The following is a 25,496-nucleotide window of genomic DNA, read 5'->3' as shown; positions in this document are numbered from 1 at the left end:
TACTCTTTTTTCTTATACTACCTCTTTTACTGAAAAGTAATATCAACTACCCATAACTCTGAACGACTACCTATGCGCATTGGTGGTCCCCAAAAACCAAAGCCCGATGAAACAAGTGTATGCATTTGTCCCTTCTTCTTATAACCATAATCTAGCTCAAAAACACGTGCCGTAATATACTGATTCGGCCATAGTTGCCCTCGATGTGTATGGCCAGACATATGGAGATTTACCCCTGCTTGCGCTGGCGTTGTTAAATCATCTGGCGTATGATTCATCACCAACCAAGGTAAATGCTCGTTCAGTTTCAATGCTTCGAGTTGCTGCCTTTCTTTATTCGTAATATCTTCTTGGCCTGTTATTATAAACGCATTGTCAATTAGAATTGTTTCATCTCGCAAAATTTCCACACCTGCTTTTTTCATTTCCTCTACAAATGCAGGTATTTTCTTTCCATAATATTCGTGATTACCAAGTACACCATACACACCATAAGTAGCTGTGAGCTGTTTCATGACATCCGCCATTCCTTCTTGAACAAACCATTTTGGATCATCATCCACAATATCTCCAGCTAAAAAAACAACGTCCGGCTTCGCTTCATTTGATAAGTTAACAAAACGTTGCAAATGTTTTTTATTTGATAACACACCTAAATGAAAATCAGAAGCAACAACAACGCGCATCGATGATAACTCGCTGTCCATTTTATCCATCGTAATATTTAACTGTCGAACTACTGGAGAATATGCCAAATAGGAACCGACAATCCACAATATTAAGAACACCATAACAGCCACACTACCAACTAGTCGAATATTGTTTAATGGCGTTAACCATAGAACAATTTGGGCTGTTACACAAAGTAGCAAGCCATATTCGAATATAAACATCCAGTAATTCCCTATCACTGAAAACAATCGTAATGACTTATGCACTCTTCCGATAATAACGCTAAAAGAAATGATATACAGTACGAGCCAATAAAGAACTGGAAAGTGAAACCACTTCATCGCTTCAAGCCATTGCTTTAAGCCCCATCCTAAATAAAAAGTTAAAGCACTATATATGCCTACAATAAGAACGCCTATCGTCATTTTTGCCATATACCGGTCCTCTTCTTTCATATATTCATTGTGATTATAGCATTACATTATCGCTATCGTATTTCTAAAAGCACTTTTATTTCATATCATATTCCAGTAACATTTTAGTATAAATAGAAAATTAATTCATAAACGAGCAAATCAAAGGGGGGCGAACTTAGGTGGGAAAGTATAAATTTGAATCAACAGAACATGAGCTATTCCGCAAAACGTTACGTAAGTTTTTAGCCGAAGAAGCAGAGGGCCAATATAATCAATGGGAAAAGGATCGTCTTATTCCACTTAATTTTTGGCATAAGCTTGGACAATTAGGCTATTTATGTCCACAAGTAGCAGAACAATATGGTGGTCTTGGTTTAGATTTCAGCTTTGGTGTCATTATTCAAGAAGAACTGGAACGCATAGGCTCAAGCCTGATCGGAGTCGGTTTGCATAATGATATTGTTGTCCCTTACATTGAAGCCTATGGAACAGATGCGCAAAAATCACGTTGGCTCCCTAAATGTGTAACAGGAGAAACGATTACAGCCATCGCTATGACGGAACCAGGAACGGGCTCGGATTTAGCCAATATCCAAACGACGGCCATACGAGATGGAGATTATTATATTGTAAATGGGCAAAAGACTTTCATTACAAATGGTATTCATGCCAATTTAGTCGTTGTCGCCGTAAAAACAAACCCTCGCGCAGAGAAAAAGCATCGGGGTATTAGCCTGCTCGTTATCGAAGAAGGTACAGCAGGTTTTACAAAGGGGCGTAAACTAGAAAAAGTAGGCATGCATGCACAAGATACGGCTGAACTATTTTTTGAAGATTGTCGTGTTCCAGTAGAAAACTTACTAGGTGAAGAAGGTAAAGGCTTTACCTACATGATGGAAAAGCTACAGCAGGAGCGTTTAGCTGTGGCCATTGCGGCTCAAGCTGCAGCTGAAGATATGCTTGCTTTAACAATCAATTATGTAAAATCACGTCAGGCTTTTGGAAAATCGATAAGTGATTTCCAACATACGCAATTTAAAATTGCTGAAATGGCGACCAAAGTAGAGCTTGGCAAAACTTTTTTAGAAGCTTTAATTGAAGAACATATTGCCGGCAAGGACGTTGTGACAAAGGTGTCGATGGCGAAATACTGGATTACGGAAAATGCTCGGGAGATGTCTGCACAGTGTATGCAGTTGCACGGTGGCTATGGCTATATGGAGGATTATAAAATTGCCAGACGTTATCGTGATATACCCGTAATGTCCATCTACGCAGGTACAAATGAAGTAATGAAAATGATTATTGCAAAAAATACAGGGTTATAAAGCATTGTTAGTCCCATGAATTGCAAAAAGAGTTAGATTGATTTTATCAATCTAACTCTTTTTCTATACCGTTGTTGTCCGCTACGGCGGGCGCTTTCCGCGGGCACACACGTAAGCCGCAACCCTCGCTTACGCGCGGCTTGTTGCGTCTTACGCTGTGTGCGTTCCCGCAGGAGTCGCCGCCTTCGCTTCCAACAACTAGTGCTCACTTCTATGTTATGCAGTACCTCTTGGCAAAGAAGCTTTTTACACTGCCGGTATACGTACGATTACTTTAAATAAATCGCCGTCTACTTCTATGCTCATGCGTGCGCCATGTAAGTCTACAATGGATTGTGCAATGGCTAGGCCTAATCCAGAACCTTCCGTATGACGGGAAGCATCCGCTCTCTTAAAGCGCTCAAATAATTCATCAGCATTTTCGCTTATTTCATATTTTGCCACATTTTTCACTGTAAATTCAGCATCACCATTCGCCGTTCTTTTCAGTGTAACGTAAACACGTGTACCTTCTAAAGCATATTTCAATACGTTGACGATTAAATTATCGATTAATCTCCACCATTTTTGACCATCAACGTAAGCGTAAATAGCATCTTGAGGCATCGACATGCGTAAATCTAAGCGTGCCTTACATAAATCCTCTTCATGCTCCCCTACCGCCTGCTGAACAAGCTGTGTCACATCCACACGACTGCGATGAAGCTCGATATTACCACTCGCCATTTTAGACACTTCAAAAAGATCCTCAATTAGTACTTTTAAACGGTCTGATTTTTTATCGAGAATATGAATATACTGCTTACGTTCTTCTTCCGTAATATCCGGATTTTTCAGTAAATCTGTGTACGTAATAATCGATGTTAAAGGAGTACGTAAATCATGACTAACATTTGTAATTAACTCTGTTTTTAAACGTTCACTCTTTGCCTGTTCATGCATGGATGTACGAACACCTTCGCGTAAATGATTCAAATTTTCTGCATGAGCTGCAAGTGGTGATTTCCCCTTCACTTTTACATCTCGGTTAAGACGTCCTTCAGCCATATCTTTTGTATCCTTCATAATGCGATTTAAATAGCCCATTTTAGATAGGAAGACAACCATTGCTGGGATACCGACAATCGCACATAAGCCGAATACCATTACCGGAAATCCGCCGCCCATCGTCACACTCGCAACAAAACTACCACCACCAAAAAAGGCAGCTGCAATCATAACTATCGAATGTAAGGCAATTGATCGATTTAAAAATAAATCCGTCATCGATTCCCCGATGCCCCATAAATAACTATCTTTTATATTTTCGTTTAACTTTTCAACTGTATTGACGCGCTCATATAACCAAATCACTTGGACGAAAAATGCTACACCAATACTAATTAATACAAATGCTTGCACTACAAAATCAATTAAGAAACTTACATAATTGTATTGATACGTATTTTCAATTGTCTCAAATGCAATATATGAAAAATACCAGTAGATACAACCTGTAACGAATAACAAAGCAATTTGGAAATCAATGCGGTATTTAGCTACCATCTCTTTTTCCTTTAAGCCGCTTATTGTTGGTAGTAATTCCTTACGCCATTTCCAAACAAACACTGCGGCTATAATACTTGTTAACCAAATAATTGAATACATAAATTGATTGCGTTTAAATTGATCATAGCCTTGCATTACTGCTGCCGATTGGGCTGCTTTTTTAGAAATAGTAATCGTGCCAGTGTATTCAGTCGTTTCATTCAATACGTCTGAATCTACGTAAACGTCCGAACCATAAAAAATATGGCTTGAATTGTTGCTAATATTTCCTGTTCGTAATGGATGTGCCGCATATGTTATTTTATAAACATTACTGTCATTGATATTTCCGAAACGATACGTATCTCCATCATCATTTGTTAATTCATAAGAAAAATAACTATAATTTTTCACAAAGTCTTTTGCTTCATCTTTGACAGCTTTTATATATTGATCGATGAGCACACCCTTTTGCGCCTCAATTTTCTTACGGACATATTCGTCATCTTCGAAGTTTTTCGTTATATCTTTTATTTTGGCATCTCGCTCAGCTTCAAGCTTTGTCTTTAATTCCGCCGCATTATTATTAGCCGCTTCTTGAATACGCTCCTCATATTGACTCTTAATATTATCAATTTGCGTGCCCAGTGAGCCGTAATAATTACGGTGTTCCTCAATTTCATTTTGGGAAACGGTAATCTTGCTTTTCAATTCCTCAGCGGTTGGTAAATTTAATACTAGCGGTCCTAAATCTGCTTGGAAATTATCCAGTTCATGTTGAAAATTTTCGGATTGAAAATATGATTTTCCTACATATCGATAGCCAATTTTAGAAAATGTAAATAGACCGAAAATGAACCATGTTAAACAAAGTAGCGCCAGTAGAGGTTTCCATTTTTTCCTCATGTTGTCGACTCTCCTCTAAAAAATTTTTTCTAAAAATTGTAACATTTCGGAGGAGCGAGAATTAACCATTTGATAAGCATAAATGCCGAAATAAACAAGACCGATTACACCTGCCAAAAACCCTGCAATTGTGATAAACTTCTCTATTTTATTTTTCCATTTTATAGCCAACGCCCCATACCACCTTTAAATAACGTGGATTTTTCGGATCTGCTTCAATTTTTTCACGTATTTTCCGAATGTGGACCGCTACAATATTTTCTGCATTATAAGCTTCCTCATTCCAGACACGTTCATAAATTTCTCGAATCGAAAAAACACGTCCTGCATTTTTCATTAGTAATTCTGTAATTTTGTATTCAATTGGAGTTAGACGAACAGGTTCCCCTTCCAACACAACTTCCTTGGCATCTTCATCGAGTACTAAACCATCAATCTCTACTTTTGCTGCTTCGTCATGATACGTCCCAAGTTGTACATAACGACGCAATTGTGATTTAACACGCGCCAATAGCTCTAATGGATGAAACGGTTTCGTAACATAATCATCTGCTCCTACGGATAAGCCATGAATCTTATCGCCATCTTCCGCTTTTGCACTCAGCATGATAATGGGTATATTACGTTCTGCACGTATTTTAAACGTCGCCGTAATACCATCCATATTGGGCATCATAATATCTAAAATAATTAAATGTACTTCATTGTTTTCTAGCTTTTCAAGTGCTTCCACACCGTCCGCTGCCTTAATGACATGATAGCCTTCATTTTTTAAGTAAATTTCAATACCATCACGAATATCTTGATCATCGTCTGTCACAAGAACGGTTAACTTCGTCATGATATACACCTCGCTCTCAATTAATAGTCTACATATAAAATCTTAAAAACCAATAAGGATAAAAATGAAGAATTTCTTAAGCTTTTCTATTTTCATTTGATATATTTTTTCTACCAGCAAAAGTCAGTACTACAATACCGCCAAGCAGCATCGCTACTCCACACCAAGACGTTGCACTTAAATGTTCGCCAACAAGCAAGACACCAAGCATAGCCGCAGTTAAAGGCTCTGCAAGTGATAACGTTACAGCAGAGGATGAGTTAATTTTCTGAAGTCCACTTAAAAACAATAAATACGCAATGCTTGTACACATAACGCCCATAAAAAGCATTGTCCAAAAGTTTTGAGTAACGGCTAACCAGCTAAAACCACCGCTAATGGAAAACGGTAGTAATAATAATGCGCAAATTGAAAATGTCATGGCCACCGCAGGTAATGCTTCCTGCTGTGCCATTAGTTTTTTGCTCATATTTGTGTAGACGGCAAAAGATACGCCTGCACAGACGGCTAGCCCGATGCCCCCTATATGAATAGCGCCATCTCCATTATTAATGAACAGTAAAATACACCCGGTAATGGTCATCATGGTGGCTATGCCCCACACGCTCGTTGGACGTGTTTTCCATAGTAGCCACTCCAATACACCTGAAAACATAGGTGCACTGCCAATTGTCACAACCGTTCCTATCGCTACACCTGTTAGACGGATGGATGTAAAAAAAAGACCTTGGAATAATGCAATACTTGCGGCTGCTAATAGTGTCCATTTCCAGGACCATGTGCGAAAAGAGATTTTACGTAGCAACACCACTACAACTAAAAGTAGTCCTCCACCGATGGCTGAACGAATAGTCGCTACGCCAATAGAAGACACATCCTTATCTAAAAAGGTTTGAGCTGTCCCTGTCATGCCCCATAAAATAGCTGCTAGAAGTACAAAAAAGTATGGATAGACCATGGCTTATTCCCTCCTACTTATAACACCTTTACTCGTAACTATACAGATTTATCCAGAATCAAACAATTCCCTATCTACTTTCTCTTATTATGTTTTCTATAAAAGAGAAGGTATAATAAGTACATTAAAAGGAGCGACCAATTATGTATAAAACAATTGAAGAAACAGCCATTGAACTTGGCATGCCCGAGGAACAGGTACGACGACTTGTCTATGAAGGACGCATTCGTTCAACTTTTGATGGTGACCAAATATTAATCAATAGTGGACAGTTTAGCACCTATTTTGAACAATTAGAACGCATAAAAGAAGAAATCGAAATATGGCGCAACACACCTATTCCTGAAGATATCGACGTGAAGGATGAAGACTAAACTTCAAAAGTGCCAGGCACTCAAACAATTTTGAATTGTTTGAGTGCCTGGCACCTACTTAACTAAATACTAACGACAAAGCCGGCACGTTTACCGATAATCTCAGCGTAATCTTCGACCATCACGCTTGCCGTTGGATACATACCTGCACCTGGTCCTACCAATGTTAATGTACCGATATAATTGGTTTCAAGTGCAACGGCATTATTTACATCATCAACCGGATACAGTGGATGCTCTTTATCTACTAATAGTGGACCGACTTTTGCGACCACTTTGCCATTCGCAAGTTTCTCTACCTCAGCTACATGGCGGTAACGCAAGCCTTTTTCGCAAGCTTCTTTGACCTGCTGTGCTGAAATACAATCAATGCCAATAACCTCAACGTCCGCCCAATCAGGCTGCTCACCAAAGGCTAAAGCACTTAAAATCATTAGCTTTTTAAAGGCATCTTGACCAGATATATCATTATACGGGTCCGCTTCTGCATACCCTAGGTTTTGTGCTTCTTTTAAGGCTTTCTCGAATGACCAGCCTTGCGCACGCATTTTCGTTAAAATATAATTGGATGTACCATTTAAAATACCTTGAATACGACTTACATCATTTACAAGCAAAATATTTTTCATCGTTTTAATCACAGGTACACCACCTGCAGTTGTTGCTTCAAAGCCGACGAATACACCATTTGCCTTTGCGAGCTCCTGTAACTCTAAGCCACGTTTTGCAAACATCACCTTGTTTGCTGTAATAACATGACACTTATGTTCCACTGCACGCTTTAAATAACCGAATGCCGGCTCTTCATTGACAATCGCTTCAAATACAACTTGCATGCCAGGCTCCGCTAAAACCTCATCCATACTCGTTGTCATTAAATGCGCTGTGCCGGGAACGCGTTCTCGACTAGCATCTGTTACTAAAATTTTTGCTACTTCTAATTCAATGCCTAATTTATGTTTAAGTTCTTCACGTTTTTCATTTAATATATGGTAAATCCCTTGACCTACAGTTCCAAATCCTAAGATCGCTGCCTTTATAGTTGCCATACTAGTTATTCCCTCCAACGTACTTTTCTCCAGTTTTATATCTATATAAAGTGTGCATCTACAAGCACATATTCAAATAATTCAAAATTTAAACCTACAGAAAATTGTAACGCAAACAAATACATTGCACAAGAAAAATCTTTCTAGGATGGACATTTGTTTTCTCTAGGCGTGCAAAAGAAATCGGTTTCATTGCCTTTACTATACGTTTTTTTCATAAATCTATAATTTTTGAACAATTATTGACGATTCTTTTAGCGAAAATGAATTGCCTTTCTTCTATTATATATGTATGAAGATAGTCCATATAGAATGGCTGTTTTAAAAAGTCCCAATAAATATAACAAGCTAAGCTAACACAATAAAAAAAACTCATTCCCTATAGCAGTAGAGAATGAGCTTAATAATATAAGGGAAGGTTAACTTGCTTGTAAAAATAAGCGTTCTCGATATTGTGCTAAAGCTGACTGCACTAACTCTACTTCTTCCTGTGTAAAGTTTGGTACTGCATACGTGCGTTCAATTAATTGAAAAGATCCATATTGCAAATAATACTCTGTCGCTGGAAGCGCAATATGACCTGTACCGTGAGCTTTATACTCTTCAAAAACTTCTTTTACTATATAGCCTTCTTCTTTTACATATACAGCTTCATTAAAAGCACTATGTCCAAAAGTTTGTTGCCATTTCGTTTCAACTGTCGAAAGTAAGCTTTGAATGGACATGTTGTTCACAAAATGATGACTTTCATTTAATTCATAAATAATATAAGCAGTTATATTTTGTGCACAATATACATTTCCCATTTTTAACACTCCTTTTCGATCAGTTTTTTTAAGTGGGAGTAACTACTGGCTGTGTAGCTACTCCCTTTATTCAAAAGTGGGGGAGCACTTATGAAAACAAATTAGTTGGTATCTTTTGTGTATCAAACTGTTTAACTTAGTTCTCGATTGGTAGCCAAGCGAACATTTAAATTAATTCCTAGTATATAACATGGTTTTACCTAAGTCAAGAATACTTATAAAGTTACTAGGTATTAATGAGCGTATTAGCCAAATGAGGCCATGATTAATGTTGCAACGTTATGCGCATTACCAAATGGGGCATTTCGAATGAGAAAAATACGTTAACGTTACGACATTATCAGTATTTATTTTTTATGCTTCTACTGTTTGTTCAGTTGTTGTTACTTGTGCGATAGCTTGTTCTAAATCTGCAATGATATCCTCTACTGCTTCTAATCCGATTGATAAGCGAATGAGCGACTCGGAAACGCCAGTTTGGATAAGTTCTTCAGCAGATAATTGTTGATGCGTTGTAGATGCTGGATGAATAATTAACGATTTTGCATCTCCAACGTTGGCTACGTGTGAAAATAATTTCACGCTGTCTATTAGTTGACGCCCTGCTTCACGTCCACCTTTAATGCCAAATGTAAGCACTGAACCGAAGCCATTTTTCAAATATTTTTTCGCTAAATCGTGCGAAGCAAAATCCTCTAATCCATTATAGTTTACATATTCCACAGATGGGTGGTTACGTAAATACTCTGCGACTGCTAACGCATTTTCATTATGTTTAGGAATACGCAAATGAAGCGTTTCTAAACCTTGCAATAAGTTAAATGCAGCATCTGCACTCAACGTTGGTCCAAAATCTCGAAGTAATTGTACGCGCAGTTTTGTGGCAAATGCAGCCGCTGCAGTATCAATACCGTAACGTAAACCATGATAAGAAGCATCTGGCTCTGTAAAACCAGGAAATCTTCCTTGTGTCCAATCAAATTTCCCAGCGTCTACAACGATGCCACCTAAAGTTGTACCGTGACCGCCAATCCATTTTGTCGCTGAGTGCACTACGATATCTGCCCCGAAGTCGATTGGTGTTGCTCCGTATGGTGAAGCAAATGTGCTATCAATGATTAAAGGCAAGCCATTTTCATGTGCAATCGTCGCTACTGCTTCCACATCTAGCACCTTTAAACTCGGGTTGCCATAAATTTCAGCGAACACTGCTTTTGTCTTTTCGTTAATTGCCGAACGGAAATTCTCTGGGTTTGTTTCATCTACGAAAATCGTTTTAATGCCGTAGTTTGGTAGTGTATTTGCTAATAAGTTATATGTGCCTCCGTATAAAGAGCTTGCTGCTACAATTTCATCCCCTGCTCCAGCTAGATTTAAAATGGAAAATGCGATTGCTGCTGCACCTGATGAAAGTGCTACTGCTGCTGTACCGCCTTCCAATAAAGCGACGCGCTTTTCAAATACATCTACTGTTGGGTTTGTAATACGTGTATAAATATTACCCGCTTCTTCTAAAGCGAAAAGACGTTGCGCATGAGCAGTGTCTTTAAATACGAAAGCTGTTGAACGATACACTGGTACTGTTCGTGAACCTGTCACTGGATCAGGCTCTTGACCACCGTGTAATAGTAATGTTTCTGGTTTGAAATTCGACATATTTTCTTCCTCCTTAATGGTTTTGACGATGGTACCGGAGATGAGGAGGATTTATGTGTAGAAAACAAAAACCCTCTTCAGTTAAGAAGAGGGTTGCGGTTGCAAGTTTTCCTCCCCTTATCTGCCAGATCCAAGTAAGAATCTGTAGGAATTAGCACCTTAGCAAGTTCGTCACTCACTGGTTGCCGGGCATCATAGGGCCTATTCCCTCCGCCGCTCTTGATAAGAGTATGTGATTCAATTTCCATCGTTGTTACACAGTATAAACATAGACTTTTTTTCTGTCAACAGTAAAAATTATTTTTTTCTGAAACTTCTGTCTGCTCCATTACGTAAAAAGAGCACATATACTAGAGTAAACCTATAAATTGAAAGGAGCATTTATTAATGGAAAAAGCCATGATATTTTTTATTATGATTGTTATTGGTTATTTAATCGGCTGCATTCATGGCTCTAAAGTGGCCCAATTTTTATCGGGTGTAGATTTGAAAAAAGCAGGTTATGGTAATGCCGGTGCCTCCAACGCAACACTTTCTCTCGGCTGGAAATATGGCATATTAGTCGCAGTTATTGATATTGGTAAAGGGGTCGTCGCGGTTCTCTGTGCACTCAATTACTTCTCAAACAATGCATCACAATTCACGGAAATTCAAATGTGGCTCTTCATCTTTACAATGGCTGCTAGTGTTATTTTAGGTCATAATTTCCCGTTCTATATGGGCTTCAAAGGTGGCAAAGGGACTGCATCCATTATTGGCATTTTACTTGCCGTCGATTGGAAAATTGCCTTATTCGCACTTATATTATTTGTTGTTTTATCTTTATTAACCAATTATTTAATTGTTGGTGTGCTTGCATTTTATCTTGTATTTTGTACTGCAACTTATTTATGGATACCCGGAGTTGGCCCGACTATTATTGCAACGCTACTGCTATGCTTAGCACTCATCTTGCACATCGAAAATATTAAACGGCTTTTCAATGGGACCGAACCGAAAGTAACATCTGCCTTTAAAAAATCTATATAAACAAATAATTTCTTCGGAAGTGGAATTATTACTATGCCGTTGATGTCCGCTTCGGCGGTGCTTTCCGCGGGCACACCGTAAGCCGCAACCCTCGCTAGCGCGCGGCTTGTTGCGTCTTACGCTATGTGCTGTCCCGCAGGAGTCACCACCTTCGCTACCATCAACTAGAAGACACTACTATATTTTAACGATTGCAAAAGAGGAAAATAGCTAAAGCTTCATTCATTTGGCAATGCGGTAATCACCATTAATCATTATCCTTTTGCTATGCTTTGATGTCCGCTTCAGCGGTGCTTTCCGCTCAGCACAGTTAGCCGCAATCCTCGCAAACGCGCGGTTTGTTGCGACTAACTATACGTGCGTTCCCGCAGGAGTAGCCGCCTTCCCTAGCACCAACTAGTACGTCTTTTAAATTTATATTCTTGCAAAAGAACAATTTAAGATTTTGTCCAGAAGACGCAGCACAGAACAGGTGCCAGGCACTCATACAATTCTCACAACTGCACAAGTTGTAAGACGCATCAACGGCATAGCAAAAAAGTGTTAGATTGATGGCAGTCAATCTAACACTTTTTCTTAATATATTACTTAGCAAATGATGGATCTAGCATTGTACCATTCTTCGCTAAATTCACATGCCAAGAAAGCGCTTTTTCTAAAATATGTGGTGTATGGTGTCCACCTGTTACTTCATTCGCTTCGTTAAAGTACGCCCATAATTGCTCTTTATAATCAGGATGCGCACAGTTATCAATAATACGGCCAACGCGCTCTTTAGGTGCTAAGCCTCGTAAATCTGCAACGCCTTGCTCTGTGACGATAATATCTACATCGTGTTCTGTATGGTCTACATGCGAAACCATCGGCACGATACTCGAAATTTTCCCGCCCTTTGCATACGATTTTGTTACGAAAATACCTAATCGCGCATTACGAGCAAAATCTCCAGAACCACCAATACCATTCATCATTTTTGTACCCGAAACATGTGTTGAATTGACGTTCCCGTAAATATCTAATTCAAGTGCTGTATTGACCGAAATCAAACCGAGTCGGCGGATAATTTCCGGATAGTTAGAAATTTCCTGTGGGCGTAATACTAATTTATCAGCATATTTTTCAAAATTTCCGTAAACGCGGTTTCCTACTTCTTCAGATAGGGTAATAGAAGTAGCAGATGCAAAGCTTACTTTTCCTGCATCCATTAATTCAAAAACAGCATCTTGTAGTACTTCCGAATAAACTTCTAAATTTTCAAATTCGGAATCTTTGAAACCTAATAGTACAGCGTTCGCTACAGACCCTACACCTGATTGGATTGGGCGTAAACTCGTCGTTAAACGACCTACTTTAATTTCTTCACGCAAGAAATTCAGTAGGTGGTTCGCCATAATGTCCGTTTCTTCATCTGCTGGAACAATTGTTGACGGCGCATCTAAAATATCTGAAATGACAATACCCTTTACTTTATCTAAATCGAGTGGAATACCTATTGTGCCAAGACGGTCTGACGCCTTTAGCATTGGAATTGGATCACGTTTACCCTGTGGCCCTGGTACAAATATATCATGCACACCTTCTAACGCATCAAGCTGAGCTACGTTAAGCTCAATGATTACTTGGTCTGCTTCTTGTACAAAAATCGGAGAGTTACCAACTGAAGTTGTAGGAATTAATAAGCCGTCTTCTGTAATGGCAGTAGCTTCAATTATCGCAAAGTCAATCGGACCAATAATACCTTGACGTACTAGTTCCGCATTGTGTGATAGATGGGCATCTACATAAGTGATATCACCACTATTGATCTTATTACGAATACCTGAATCAGCTTGGAAAGGGCTACGCTTGCGAATAACACCCGCTTCTGCTAAGTATTGGTCCACTTCAGGCCCAAGAGATGCACCTGTATATACATCTACTTTGAAGCTTTCTGTTTTCGCTTTCTCAACAAGTGCAAGCGGTACCACTTTTACGTCACCTGCACGTGTAAATCCACTCATACCAAGTACCATGCCGTCCTTAATCCAAGATGCTGCTTCTTCTGCTGTTACAACTTTGTTTCGTAACTGTTCATTACGAAGCTTTTTTGCTAACTTTTCATCCATTCCTTATTCCTCCATCCCACATTTATATTTACTTCAACTAGATTATTTGTCCTTGTCATCGGTACACCCAACCAATGTAAAAAAACAGGAGATAAATAACCTGTCGCCATACATAATTTTACACTATTCAGAAGATTTAAGCTATATCTAACAAAATATTTTACTTAACGAGGGATTTTAAATTGTTAGCAATACTGTAATCAATCAAGCATTTTTTCGATAACGTTGATGTCCGCTCAGCACCGTAAGCCACAACCCTAGCTATCGGGTCGAATGCCTCCGTCTTACGCTGCGTGCTGTTCTGAGCAGGAGTCACCCCCTCCGCTACCTTCAACTAAAAAACTTTACACATAATACTTTTACTAAATTCAATGGCCCTCTTGTAAAATTTTTTCTTTAGGTGTGAGGTTCAGACTAAAATGATAGCTATTTGCCAGATGGAATATCATTCGATTTTAGCTAAAAAGCGTGCTATGCTTTTGATATATAAAATGGGTAAAAGGGGATTTTTAAATGGTAAAAGAATTATTACGTAGTCACTCTTCTGTTCGAATTTATGATGGAAATCCAATCTCTAAAGAAATTGTCGAAGATTTAATTGCTACTGCTCAAATGGCTGCAACATCTCACTTTGTACAAGCATATAGCGTCATTTGGGTAACAGACGAGGAGAAAAAAGAAAAGTTAGGCTTGCTCTCTGGAAATCCACGTCAATACGAAACGTCGGGTGGTGCTTTTGTCTTTTGTGTAGACTTTAAACGACTGCAAATGGCCGGGAAATTAGAGGGCGTTGATATAGTCGCTGATTCTGCGGAGAACGTTCTCGTAGGTGTAGCGGATGTATCATTATTTGCGCAAAACTTTGTTGTTGCGGCTGAATCGATGGGATATGGCATTTGCTATATCGGCGGTGTGCGTAATAAACCTGAAGAAATTAGTGAGTTATTTAATCTACCTGATTATGTTTTCCCATTGTTCGGTTTAACAATTGGTGTTCCCGCTCGCCGCAATGAGGTTAAGCCTCGTTTACCAGTGGCAGCTGTCCTACACGAAAATGAATACAATACAGCCAAGTATGAAGAACTTTTACCTTCATACAATGAAACGATGGAAGCCTATTATAATAGTCGTTCCTCGAACCGTAAAATTGATAACTGGACGAAGCAAATGGCAGACTTCCTTATCGAACAACGTCGTCCTCATATCAATAGCTTCTTAGCACAAAAAGGATTTAACTGGAAATAGCATTTAGAAAATGGGGTTACTATCGTATGATAGTAACTCCATTTTTTTCATATTTAAAACGACTTTTTGTTATCAAACTAGTATTTTTGTCTTGTTTGATATGTTAAATTCAGGGACAAATTAAACGAAAAGACTCTTCCCTTTTCCAACATTTCCATTAATATTAATAGAAGGACTCTATCTCGAAAGGAGTTATGTCAACATGTCCTACGTCAATAAGCATCTTGCTCGTACCCTAGAACAACAACATAAGAGAAGCGTAAGAGGTTTATTTTTAAAAATTCAAGACTTAAACAATGAGTGTGTACTTTTAAGAAAACGGCTAGAACAACATATCGATCTCGAACAGTACAAAGATGCAATTGCCTATGTCGATCAATTCGTTTCCTATACAAGCATTTTAAATTTAAAATTTGTAACGAATACTCAAAACCTTGAAGTAGTAGTATTACATGCCCTTCTCTTGGAGTATATGATGGAACAAGAATCAGCTACTACTTTTGACTACGAACTTAATTTGTTACATGACTATATGCAAGAAATTCTCGCTTTAAACGATCATGCCTCAACACTTTTTGCAAATCATAAAGAAAAGATGCTTCGTTACATCGAGACGCAAAACAAATAAAAAAGACGATCAAGACAATAAAAATTCATTGTGCTGATCGTCTTTTGCTTTATTGTAGCCCTTTAATAATGAGCGAGCGTACTGGTAAGAATTGCTCTCCTGTTTCATTATATGTGAGGATGACTTCATCGCCCTCTTGTAAATAAATCGCCAACGGCTCTGTTTCCGCACTTACTAAATAGTTTTCACCATTATTCAGTAAAAACGATACAATCGTGAAGTCTCCAAGGCGTTCCTTATAAACGCGCACTACTGTCCCGCTTGCATTTTTTTGCTCTGCATGAGAACTACCATCGACTGTACTACCACCACGACTAAGCGCTGTTTTATATAATTTCAACGCTTCTTTTGGTGTTGTAGCATAAGCGGATATTTCAGGATTTGCAGCCGAAACAATAAAGTAATTTTGTAGGAAGCCATTAGAATCCAGCACGGCTGTTAACCAACTCGCCTCACCATAAAAGTTATATAATACAGGCATTTCTCCTGCCCATTTTTTCTCAATAAATTTCTTTTCAATAATTTGCAAATTGCCCTGGGAATCCATATACGATTCATCTTTATTTCCTGTATAATATGTCGCTTCACCCGTGCGGGCATTTGTTAATGAGTAGCCTAGCATAGAATCGACGCCCTCTTTTGGACTCGTGAAGTCTGTGAAGTAATACATATCGCCGGCTTCATCGAAAATTGGACTAACATTCGCTTCCGTGCCCTCATCAGAAGGTAACTTGACATCTTTTTTACCAAACATACTATTCCAATAACCATGCACATATTTGCCATAATAACTATTTTGTAAACTTACTGTCTCAGGTGAAACAGCACCATCGATAAATGCTGGCACGTCAGCTAATTTTACAACTTCAGATTTACCTGTCAATGCATCAACAAGAACGATACCTTTTACATCAAAGCCATTTCGTGCAGATATAAATTCCCCATATGAACGAATATAATACGGTTTACCGTCATCATCGATTTCCAGTTGAACATCCCCGTAGAAAATAAGGAATGGATGCTGTAAGCGCATATGACGCTCTAAATTAGCATTTAAATAAGCAGAAGGAACATATTTCATTTCCTGTGCGATAAATTTTGGGTTATCCGCTGAATCCGTAGCACTCATTGTAAAATACCCCGGCGTCGTTTTACCGTTCATCCATTTAAAGAAGCCCGAAAATTCAACTGGTGCAATATAAACATATTCACCATTTACTTTTTGAATCTGTAAACGCCCTAGCTCATAATAACTTGTATTTGGTACTTGCCCAAACGCTTTTTTCATTTTATTGCGGACGAATTTAGGTGGGACGCTTGCCGGTGTTTGTGTTTCATCAAACGGCTTAATCTCGACCTCTTCTTTCATTTCCGAAGATTTAAATTTATCGTTAGCATTCCATAGTGGTGCGGACAATACATAAACCCCCACTACTAAGCTCGCTAAAAATAAAATACCTTTTATTTTTCTTTCAATACCACTTGCTAGAAATGCACCACATAAAGTTAGTAGTATAATTACCGGCCAAAAGACAAGCCAGTTAACATCAATTTTTGTCACATAGAGCGCAATACCCGATGCGATAAATCCGATAACAAATACAGCGATAAAAAAGTAGCCAATTACTTTCTTCGATTGTCCATCTTCACGCTTTTTCGTTATGAGCGGTGTTAATAATACACTCGCAATAATTGCAATGACTGCAGAAGCTATCAATAGCTTAGTCATTTCATTCACCCTCTCCTCACTTACTGTCTTTCTTATTTACGGTTACATAGCGAAAAAGTTTCAAACATAAACTGAACGGATACCCACCTCACCCACCGTGGAGCAAAAGATATTATAATCAAAAAGGGAATTTAAACATAGATAGAGAATTTCAAAGAAAAGGAGCTGAAAATTTGGCTAGAAAAATATTGTTAGCATTCATCATCTTGTTTGGTCTGTATTATATTTTTTTCTTTTCACATATTGACCAACGTTTAACACTCATTTTCAAAATCATCCCAATGATTTTGATTATTTTTATGGCGGCAACTACAAAAGCACAATCGATAAAAAAATATCAATTATTCATTATTATAGGCTTAGTATTTTGTATGATAGGAGATTACACATTACAATGGTTCCTGATCGGTCTTACTAGCTTCTTAATAGGGCATATTTTTTATATCTTCGCTTTTTCTAGCACTAGTGAACAGCCCGTACCAAAATGGGCAAAGGGCCTATTACTTCTATACGGGGCAATAATGGCCATATGGATTGCGAGCACCGTTTTTAAATCGGGAGAAACAGTACTTACTGTTGCAGTTCTTGCCTATATGTCAATTATCTTAACGATGGGCTGGACTGCCATTCGCACACGTTCTACATTCGCGATAATTGGTGCTATTTTGTTTATCGTATCGGACTCATATTTAGCGGTGAATAAATTTGTTATGCCATTACCTTTTTCACACGAGGTTATTATGCTGACGTATTATTGTGCGCAATTACTTATTGCATTGAGCATCGTTCAATATTCCGAAATCCGAAGTAAAGTGGTACAATGAAAGTGCCTGGCACTCAAACAATTCTGAATTGTTTGAGTGCCAGACACCTAAAAAGGAGGCCATATATTCTATGAAAGAACAAGTAATCGAGCGATTAATTCGCTACGCAAAAATCGATACGCAATCAGACTTTACAAGTGAAACAACTCCTTCTACTCAAAAGCAATTTGATTTATTGCATATTTTGAAGGATGAACTTGCTGCAATTGGCTTAACAGACATTACATTAGATGACAATGGCTATTTATTTGCAACACTTGAAGCAAATACAGATAAAGAAGTACCAACACTAGGCTTTCTAGCGCATGTGGATACAGCCACTGATTTCACAGGCAAAAATGTTAATCCACAGCGAATTGACAATTACGATGGCGGTGCTATTCATTTAAACGAAAATTTAGTCATGTCGCCAAACGAATTCCCTGAACTTAAAAATTACGTTGGACAAACACTCATTACAACAGACGGTACGACACTATTAGGTGCAGACGATAAAGCGGGCATCGCTGAAATCATGACGGCTATGGAATACTTAATTCATAACCCTTCCATTAAGCACGGTAAATTACGTGTAGCATTCACTCCAGATGAAGAAATCGGGCGCGGACCTCATAAATTTGATGTCGCTGCATTCGGAGCTGACTATGCATATACAATGGACGGTGGACCATTAGGCGAGCTACAATACGAAAGCTTTAATGCCGCTGGCGTTAAAGTGATTACAAAAGGAACTAGTGTACACCCAGGTTCAGCGAAAAATAAAATGGTCAACTCAATTACGATGGCTATTGCATTCCAAAACGAAATGCCAACGGATGCAGTACCTGAGAAAACAGAAGGATATGAGGGCTTTATTCATTTAATGGACTTTAAAGGGACTATTGAACATACTGAGCTTTCTTATATCGTGCGTGACCATGACCGTCAAAAGTTTGAGGCGAAAAAACAATTAATGCGTGATGCTGCTGCTAAAATTCAAGCGCAATTTGGCAAAGATGCACTGACAATTTCAATTGAGGATCAATACTATAATATGGGTGAAAAAATTGAGCCTGTAAAAGAAATTGTAGACATTGCACGCCAAGCTATGGAAAAATTAGATATTACACCGAATACATTACCGATTCGTGGTGGTACAGACGGCTCTCAACTATCTTACATGGGCTTACCAACTCCAAATATATTTGCTGGTGGCGAGAACATGCATGGTAAATACGAATATGTATCTGCCGAAACAATGGAAAAAGCTACACAAGTTATTATTGAAATCGTGCAGCTATTTGAACAGCAAGGTAAGTAAGTTATTTTTACATTCGAGCGATAATAATCAATTTCAAGCAAAGACGCTATAAACAGTCTTCAAGAAACTAAAATCCGCTTCGCTCCCGATGAATAAGGCACGACTAGCACAGTTCACTCAAAATCGGTGCATTTGCTTGTTCTTAGGAGTCTATGCGGATTTTTTCTTTCCTGCACAACACTTGCGTCTAGATTTATGAGCTGGCTCAAAAAGTCCCCCTAATAAATCGATTTCCATGCTGACTTCTCGATACAAATAACTGAATTTTCGAATTACATAAAAGTTAGGGTGATAGATTATGAAAGAAATTGCTTTAGGCATTTTAGCGTCTCTATTTTTTGCTGTAACATTTATTTTAAATCATGCAATGGAAATGCAAGGTGGTAGCTGGCTATGGAGCGCCTCACTTCGTTATTTCTTCATGCTACCTTTTTTACTAGCTATCGTTTTTTATCGTAAAGGCTTTTCACAGCTGACAAATGAAATGAAAAATAAACCTGTCGCATGGCTACTATGGAGCTTTGTTGGCTTTGTGCTATTTTATGCACCACTTACATTTGCAGCTGCATTCGGCCCAGGCTGGCTCGTTTCCGGTACATGGCAATTTACAATTGTTGCTGGGGTTCTACTTGCTCCCCTTTTTGTATCAGTAATCGCTGGAAAAACAGTGCGTCAAAAAATCCCGTTGATTTCGTTACTTATTTCGTGCGTTATTCTAGCTGGTATTTTACTTATTCAAATACCACAAGCACAATCTGTGACATCGAAAAATCTAGCATTAGGTATTTTGCCGGTCGTCATCGCAGCTTTTGCTTATCCACTCGGTAATCGTAAAATGATGGAGTTGTGTGGAGGACGTGTCGATACATTCCAACGGGTGCTTGGTATGACTGTTGCTTCCATGCCTGCATGGATTGTTATGGCTATATATGCCGTGTTAACCGTTGGGCTCCCTTCATTAAACCAAGTGTTCCAATCATTACTTGTCGGTATTAGTTCAGGCGTCATAGCGACCATTCTATTTTTCATCGCAACTGACCGCGTTCGCGAACATCAAGGCAAACTGGCCGCTGTTGAGGCAACCCAATCGACGGAAATACTATTTGTCATTGTTGGTGAGGTGCTACTACTCGGCATTGCGTTCCCAGACCCGATTGCTCTTGCCGGGCTTGGTGTTATCATTGTCGGTATGTTGCTGCATAGCTACTATACGATGATTCTTGGAAAGAAAAGTGTCCCTCAACAATCATCCCCTTCTAAACAATCTAGCTCCACCTAATAGAGGGTTATGATCTGTTGTCGACAAACAATAAAAAGGACGACTCATTCCATAAGGATGAGTCGTCTAGAGATTTTACGTTCCCAAAAAATGAGGGGGGTTTTAGGAGCGCTTTATGAACTAGCAAACTTCTGGAGAAAAGTAGCTAAAGTTCATCCTCTCTACACTCGTTTTGCAGAGAAGGAATAATCTTTACAATGATAATGATAATCATTATCAATTAAATTGTCAACTACAATCTTTAAATTAACTAAAAATTTTTTTAATACATCACACGATCTTTTTTAGTGAACGGCGGTATTGCCATTGTTTTAATTGGAAATGCAAAAAACAACCGATACAAAATCCAGCAATTGCTACTGATGAAGCGATCGCCACCATCGTTGTCATCACATACCCCACTACTTGCCAATCACATAAAAATGCTACTAGCCCACTAGCTAAACATATGCTTGCAATACTCGAATTAAACTTTTGTTGTTGCGCGTCTTCCGGTATATAGGCAGTAGGCGCTTTTCGCAAAAACAATTTTCCAAATCTGATAACCGGATTAAAATGACATAAAACACCGAGTAAATTTGCAACTAAAGGAATCGCTAATAGCCATGCATAACCGGTAATCCACGATAATAACACACTAAGCAAAATGGTCCATTGATTGAAACGTACAAGCGGTCTTGGAATTGCATGTGTTAACGGCATCTAAAACCAACCTTTCTTATATGTTTAATGTATTTTACTATATTGCATTCCATTTGTGAAGTAAAAATGAATAACTTATAATTGAAGGTAATGAATGATTGAAAAGAAAAGGTGATGACAATGCCCGCATTAACGATGGATCAAGTCAGACAACTAAATTCCTACAGTATTTATACAACAGAGCCAAAACGAACTTTATTTACGTTGGCCGATATACATAAAGACTTCTACCATCCTGATTTTTTAAACCTGATGATGGGCATTACAGATGCCGCAACAGAATCGGCAGCCATCTCCCATTTCGCACGACGCTACGGCATGTTTTTTGCTATGCAGCTTTATATGCTTGCCGCTTACGATGAAATATGGGATGGAAAACCAATTGAACTTCGCTTTGATGCAGCTAAGGAATTTAATAGCTTTACTGTCGCGATGTTCGTTAATCCTAACGATTGGCGTTATGTAGATGAAGAGGAACGACAAGCAGTTATTGAAAAAATATTATATGACGGGCATGTCATCGTTTCGCAACTACGCAAAGTAACATCGATTTCCCCGTTAACCATTTGGGAAAATTTCTTCGGTTACCTACTATGGCACTACCATCAATTGTTGGCTAATCCCGGCTTAGCTGACCAAGCAATGGACGATATCGAAATTTTAGAGAACCCTAAAACTTGGGCTCGTTTTTCACAAAAATCGTGGTGGGCGGAATATACCGGTGGCCAGAGCCCTACCAATTTAGTGAATGTTCCTGTTCGTAAATCTTGCTGCTTTTCAAAAGATATTCCCGGTCTACTGGCATGTGGATTTTGTCCACTAAAGAAATAACAAAAAGCCTTACCTCTCACGTTTTGTGAAAAGTAAGGCTTTCTTTTATTTTTCATAAACAACGAACCACTCATTTTGTTCTTCATACATAGATGTCCCTGTATAGCCCTCTTTTAAAAGCTTCTGCTGTAACGCTGTATCTCGCATGGAAACAGCTTTCTTGTCAATATATTGTGGCTGCCCATGTTGTAAATCCTTATAAAAAATATAGCGCAATTTATCAACATATTTAATTTTCAGGCCTTTAATGACTAGCCCTTGGGAAAATTTATCTTTTAAACTCGGAATATTATACGGTTTAACCGTTGAACACACATAGTCATAACTAGCTAAATCAATTTCCTTCATCACAATAGCAGCTAACGTTTTTTGCAGTCCATAGCCTCGATACTGTGGCGAAACATTTGAAATCTCTTGATATAACACGCGATGGAATTGCTCTTCTGGAATCGCGCAATCATAGCCAAGATGTTCATCATCAACAGGTGGTTTCAATAATGCTCGAAAGCCAATGAGCTCATTCTCAACATATGCCCCAATCATCAAGCCATTTCCTTGCAAAATGTATTCGAATTCTTCTGTAGATAACGGCTGTAAAATGCTTTGATCCGGCAATGCTTCATATACCTCTTGCTGTAATGTCAGTATCGCCGGTAAATGCTGCAGTTGTAATGTCGTCACATAAAAAGGCGTTTCTCCAAGCAATCCTTCATAAATTCTATCCATGTCGAAACCTCCTTACGCTGTGACAGTTGTTGAAAATTGGCATAGTTCCTTTAATACTTCTTCATCGACATCTACACCTAATCCAGGCTGTTCAGTCAGGCAAATGAACGGAACATCATAGTGTAAATTACCGACGTCTTTAGAGAATTTTAGAGGTCCTGTTAATTCCACACTTGTCATAATTTTTTTAGAGAATGCTACGTGGAATCCAGCTGCCGAACCTACAGAAGACTCGACCATGGAACCAATTTGACATTCAATACCGGCCATTTCCGCCATTACTGCTAATTTCATTGCAGGGTAAATCCCCCCGCATTTCATTAATTTAATATTTACTTTATCTGCTGCACGCTTCGCAATGATTTCACGCATTTCACGTACGCCACGTAGTCCCTCATCAATCATTAACGGAACATCGGACTTTGATTTAATTTCTACCATGCCATCAATGTCTTCACTATCCACAGGCTGTTCTAACCAATCGATATTTAAATCTTTTAGTGCACGTAACCCTTGTAATGTTGTAGCAGCATTACCCCATCCTTGGTTTACATCGACACGGATCGCAATATCTTCGCCTACGCGCTCACGTACTGCTTTTATGCGCGCAACGTCACGTCTAACTTCTGTTCCTACTTTCATTTTAAATGACTGATAGCCCATTTCTACACGTTTAGCTGCCTCGTCTGCCATTTCTTCAGGCGTTCCGATACTTAGCACATGGGTAATCGGGAATTTCTCATGATAGCGACCACCAAGTAACTGATACACTGGAACTTGTAATGCTTTGCCAGCAATATCAAAACATGCGATATCAATTGCCGCTTTAGCAGCAGGTACATCCTTCACAATATGATTCATTTTATCGTGAAGCTTTTCAAAAGCCATTGGATTTTCACCAATAATGGCAGGTACTAGCTGGTGTTTTAATACTGCATACGTACTATCCCATGACTCGCCTGTTACATGTTCATCAGGTACGGCTTCTCCATATCCAACAATGCCAGTATCTGTTGTGATTTTCAAAATAATCGAAGGCATTGTATCATATGTAGCGTAACTAATAATAAAAGGATCAATAAGTGGTAATTGAATTGCAAAAATGTCTACTTGTTGGATTTTCATTTTTTATCATACTCCTGTATAATTTATGTTGTCGTTAATATGTCGCTAATTACGTAAAAAAATATAAAAAGGAACGATGCCTTTGTCTACAAAAATAGCAATTATATGCTCTCATGCTTTTAAAAAGCGTATCTCTAGTATCGCACAAAACATAGAGAATATTCAAATAGAATTTTATCTTTATAAGCACCCTTCCGATGCACCGACTTTGTTAAAGCAAATCAAGCCATGTGATGCACTTCTATTCGGAGGCACATTACCCTATTTATATGCTCAATCATCTCTTGCAACATTGCCGATTCCTTGGAATTACTTAAAACAAGATGAGATGACCATTTCTACGACTTTATTGTCATTGATAGCAAACAAAGCAATCTCTTTACCGAGGCTATCAATCGACGTCATGCACCCAAAATTCGTCGATCATGTGCTTACAGAAATTGAATATACCGGTACAAAACCTTACGTTCATCCCATTTCCATTACAGTACCAACAGACGATGTCTTGAAAAAACATATTGCCTTATGGGAGGCACAGCAAATCGATTTTGTTATTACTAGCATTCATAGTGTATTTGATGAGTTGCAACTACGTAACATCCCTGCGATGCGCATGCTAGATGCAACCAGCTCAATTATACAATGTCTAGAAGAAACGAAAACACAATCACTGCTTACTAAATCCGAATCTGCAAAAGCTGTTGTTGGATTTTTAGATATTCCCGAAAACAATCGATGTGCTGATATTTTACAAAACATAACAGCAACGACACATGCCACATATAAGCAAATAAAAGCTAACTATTTTGAGCTTTATACAACTGCTGGCCATTTACAAAATGCACTTGAAAAGGAATATTTTCAGCACCTTAGCCAACAACTAGACACACCTTTTAGACTTGCCTTTGGCTATGGGCACTCGATTTACGAAGCTGCTGAAAATGCTACACAGGCACTAAAATTTGCGAAACCTTTTGAAATTTATATTTTGGATGAACAGAAAAATCTATTGGGCCCATTCCCAAAATCTGAAGGTAAACTTTCTTTAAAAACGAAAGATCCTTATATTTTACAAATGGCAAAACAAACAAGTTTAAGTCCATTAAACATCTCGAAAATAATTCAATTCAGTAAAGAACGGCAATCTTCGCAATTTACAGCACAAAATCTTGCAGAATACTTACAAGTTACACGTCGAACGACTGAACGCATTATTAAAAAATTAGTTGATCATGGCTATGCGAAAGTTGTCGGTGAAGAAATGACGCACCAACAAGGACGTCCTCGCACCATATACGAATTAAACTTTGCAACCTATTAATAGACAAAGACAAGCTCCAACATAGTGTTTCTCATTGGTGAGCGAAGATTCTTATCGCATGACATATACCATGCTTACAGCTTCTCTCCACTACCCAACTGCAATCTACTGATGGGGGC

General features: G+C 38.5%; 23 protein-coding genes and 1 riboswitch. Of the genes, 10 read left to right on the top strand and 13 right to left on the bottom strand.

Going from position 1 to position 25,496, the window contains the following annotated elements; translation table 11 throughout:
* Positions 1–26 precede the first annotated feature (26 nt).
* Positions 27–1,106, bottom strand: a complete 1,080-nt coding sequence (locus ACKVEV_RS18855) for a metallophosphoesterase (RefSeq protein WP_409367743.1) — start codon at positions 1,104–1,106, stop codon at positions 27–29.
* A 161-nt stretch (positions 1,107–1,267) separates the two neighbouring features.
* Between ACKVEV_RS18855 and ACKVEV_RS18850 the strand changes: the two genes are divergently transcribed.
* Complete coding sequence (locus ACKVEV_RS18850) at positions 1,268–2,416, top strand: acyl-CoA dehydrogenase family protein (RefSeq protein ID WP_409367742.1); 1,149 nt, start codon at positions 1,268–1,270, stop codon at positions 2,414–2,416.
* 246 nt (positions 2,417–2,662) lie between these two features.
* Here ACKVEV_RS18850 and ACKVEV_RS18845 read toward each other — a convergent pair whose 3' ends face one another.
* The 4 genes from ACKVEV_RS18845 to ACKVEV_RS18830 form a co-directional block, all read right to left on the bottom strand.
* Positions 2,663–4,849, bottom strand: a complete 2,187-nt coding sequence (locus ACKVEV_RS18845) for a sensor histidine kinase (protein WP_409367741.1) — start codon at positions 4,847–4,849, stop codon at positions 2,663–2,665.
* A 15-nt stretch (positions 4,850–4,864) separates the two neighbouring features.
* Positions 4,865–5,020, bottom strand: a complete 156-nt coding sequence (locus ACKVEV_RS18840; protein ID WP_409367740.1) for a hypothetical protein — start codon at positions 5,018–5,020, stop codon at positions 4,865–4,867.
* Complete coding sequence (locus ACKVEV_RS18835) at positions 4,998–5,690, bottom strand: response regulator transcription factor (protein WP_409367739.1); 693 nt, start codon at positions 5,688–5,690, stop codon at positions 4,998–5,000. The genes ACKVEV_RS18840 and ACKVEV_RS18835 overlap by 23 nt, the downstream gene beginning before the upstream one ends.
* A gap of 76 nt (positions 5,691–5,766) precedes the next feature.
* The gene (locus tag ACKVEV_RS18830; protein WP_409367738.1) at positions 5,767–6,648 is read right to left on the bottom strand and encodes a DMT family transporter; all 882 of its coding nucleotides are present in this window, start codon (positions 6,646–6,648) and stop codon (positions 5,767–5,769) included.
* A gap of 143 nt (positions 6,649–6,791) precedes the next feature.
* On the opposite strand from ACKVEV_RS18830, the gene ACKVEV_RS18825 reads away from it, so the two are divergent.
* Positions 6,792–7,022 (top strand): DNA-binding protein, encoded by a 231-nt coding sequence (locus tag ACKVEV_RS18825; protein WP_409367737.1) that lies wholly within the window; start codon positions 6,792–6,794, stop codon positions 7,020–7,022.
* A gap of 62 nt (positions 7,023–7,084) precedes the next feature.
* On the opposite strand, the gene ACKVEV_RS18820 is transcribed toward ACKVEV_RS18825, so the two are convergent.
* The 3 genes from ACKVEV_RS18820 to ACKVEV_RS18810 all read right to left on the bottom strand — a co-directional run bounded on the left by ACKVEV_RS18820 (position 7,085) and on the right by ACKVEV_RS18810 (position 10,533).
* The gene (locus tag ACKVEV_RS18820; RefSeq protein ID WP_409367736.1) at positions 7,085–8,071 is read right to left on the bottom strand and encodes a homoserine dehydrogenase; all 987 of its coding nucleotides are present in this window, start codon (positions 8,069–8,071) and stop codon (positions 7,085–7,087) included.
* 419 nt (positions 8,072–8,490) lie between these two features.
* Entirely contained in the window at positions 8,491–8,877 is a 387-nt protein-coding gene (locus ACKVEV_RS18815) for a hypothetical protein (RefSeq protein WP_409367735.1), read from the bottom strand.
* Positions 8,878–9,231: 354 nt separating this feature from the next.
* Positions 9,232–10,533: an O-acetylhomoserine aminocarboxypropyltransferase/cysteine synthase family protein gene (locus tag ACKVEV_RS18810; protein ID WP_409367734.1), complete on the bottom strand. Its 1,302-nt coding sequence runs from the start codon at positions 10,531–10,533 to the stop codon at positions 9,232–9,234.
* A gap of 114 nt (positions 10,534–10,647) precedes the next feature.
* Positions 10,648–10,762: riboswitch (SAM riboswitch) on the bottom strand.
* Between the two features lie 158 nt (positions 10,763–10,920).
* Here ACKVEV_RS18810 and ACKVEV_RS18805 point away from each other — a divergent pair.
* On the top strand, positions 10,921–11,562 hold the full coding sequence (locus ACKVEV_RS18805; RefSeq protein ID WP_409367733.1) for a glycerol-3-phosphate acyltransferase: 642 nt from the start codon (positions 10,921–10,923) through the stop codon (positions 11,560–11,562).
* 584 nt (positions 11,563–12,146) lie between these two features.
* Here ACKVEV_RS18805 and ACKVEV_RS18800 read toward each other — a convergent pair.
* Entirely contained in the window at positions 12,147–13,667 is a 1,521-nt protein-coding gene (locus tag ACKVEV_RS18800) for an acetyl-CoA hydrolase/transferase family protein (RefSeq protein WP_409367732.1), read from the bottom strand.
* Positions 13,668–14,180: 513 nt separating this feature from the next.
* Between ACKVEV_RS18800 and chrR the strand changes: the two genes are divergently transcribed.
* Both chrR and ACKVEV_RS18790 read left to right on the top strand, forming a co-directional pair.
* Entirely contained in the window at positions 14,181–14,912 is a 732-nt protein-coding gene (gene chrR / locus ACKVEV_RS18795) for a class II chromate reductase ChrR (protein ID WP_409367731.1), read from the top strand.
* Positions 14,913–15,114: 202 nt separating this feature from the next.
* The gene (locus ACKVEV_RS18790; RefSeq protein ID WP_409367730.1) at positions 15,115–15,540 is read left to right on the top strand and encodes a hypothetical protein; all 426 of its coding nucleotides are present in this window, start codon (positions 15,115–15,117) and stop codon (positions 15,538–15,540) included.
* Positions 15,541–15,589: 49 nt separating this feature from the next.
* Here the strand turns inward: ACKVEV_RS18790 and ACKVEV_RS18785 are convergent, their stop codons facing one another.
* A complete protein-coding gene (locus tag ACKVEV_RS18785; RefSeq protein WP_409367729.1) occupies positions 15,590–17,269 on the bottom strand; it encodes a hypothetical protein in 1,680 nt (559 codons plus the stop codon).
* Positions 17,270–17,442: 173 nt separating this feature from the next.
* On the opposite strand from ACKVEV_RS18785, the gene ACKVEV_RS18780 reads away from it, so the two are divergent.
* From ACKVEV_RS18780 to ACKVEV_RS18770, 3 genes are all read left to right on the top strand, one after another.
* Positions 17,443–18,093 carry a lysoplasmalogenase gene (locus tag ACKVEV_RS18780; protein ID WP_409367728.1) on the top strand — a complete coding sequence of 217 codons (651 nt, stop codon included), beginning with the start codon at positions 17,443–17,445 and terminating at the stop codon, positions 18,091–18,093.
* 70 nt (positions 18,094–18,163) lie between these two features.
* Positions 18,164–19,393, top strand: a complete 1,230-nt coding sequence (pepT, locus tag ACKVEV_RS18775; protein ID WP_409367727.1) for a peptidase T — start codon at positions 18,164–18,166, stop codon at positions 19,391–19,393.
* Positions 19,394–19,691: 298 nt separating this feature from the next.
* Positions 19,692–20,672, top strand: coding sequence for a multidrug resistance efflux transporter family protein (locus ACKVEV_RS18770; RefSeq protein ID WP_409367726.1), 981 nt, complete (start codon positions 19,692–19,694; stop codon positions 20,670–20,672).
* Between the two features lie 270 nt (positions 20,673–20,942).
* Here ACKVEV_RS18770 and ACKVEV_RS18765 read toward each other — a convergent pair whose 3' ends face one another.
* Complete coding sequence (locus tag ACKVEV_RS18765) at positions 20,943–21,374, bottom strand: DUF4395 domain-containing protein (protein ID WP_409367725.1); 432 nt, start codon at positions 21,372–21,374, stop codon at positions 20,943–20,945.
* Positions 21,375–21,494: 120 nt separating this feature from the next.
* On the opposite strand from ACKVEV_RS18765, the gene ACKVEV_RS18760 reads away from it, so the two are divergent.
* Positions 21,495–22,205, top strand: a complete 711-nt coding sequence (locus ACKVEV_RS18760; protein WP_409367724.1) for a Fe-S oxidoreductase — start codon at positions 21,495–21,497, stop codon at positions 22,203–22,205.
* Positions 22,206–22,250: 45 nt separating this feature from the next.
* Here the strand turns inward: ACKVEV_RS18760 and ACKVEV_RS18755 are convergent, their stop codons facing one another.
* The gene (locus tag ACKVEV_RS18755; protein WP_409367723.1) at positions 22,251–22,931 is read right to left on the bottom strand and encodes a GNAT family N-acetyltransferase; all 681 of its coding nucleotides are present in this window, start codon (positions 22,929–22,931) and stop codon (positions 22,251–22,253) included.
* Between the two features lie 12 nt (positions 22,932–22,943).
* Entirely contained in the window at positions 22,944–24,056 is a 1,113-nt protein-coding gene (locus ACKVEV_RS18750) for a mandelate racemase/muconate lactonizing enzyme family protein (RefSeq protein ID WP_409367722.1), read from the bottom strand.
* Between the two features lie 76 nt (positions 24,057–24,132).
* Here ACKVEV_RS18750 and ACKVEV_RS18745 point away from each other — a divergent pair, with 76 nt between their 5' ends.
* Positions 24,133–25,377 carry a hypothetical protein gene (locus ACKVEV_RS18745; protein WP_409367721.1) on the top strand — a complete coding sequence of 415 codons (1,245 nt, stop codon included), beginning with the start codon at positions 24,133–24,135 and terminating at the stop codon, positions 25,375–25,377.
* Positions 25,378–25,496 lie beyond the last annotated feature (119 nt).

It is taken from the genome of Lysinibacillus sp. 38-6, assembly GCF_046245175.1.
In the GTDB taxonomy this organism is placed as follows: domain Bacteria; phylum Bacillota; class Bacilli; order Bacillales_A; family Planococcaceae; genus Lysinibacillus.
The sequence above is the reverse complement of the archived record's forward strand: the minus strand, read 5'-3'. Positions and strand labels throughout refer to the sequence as shown.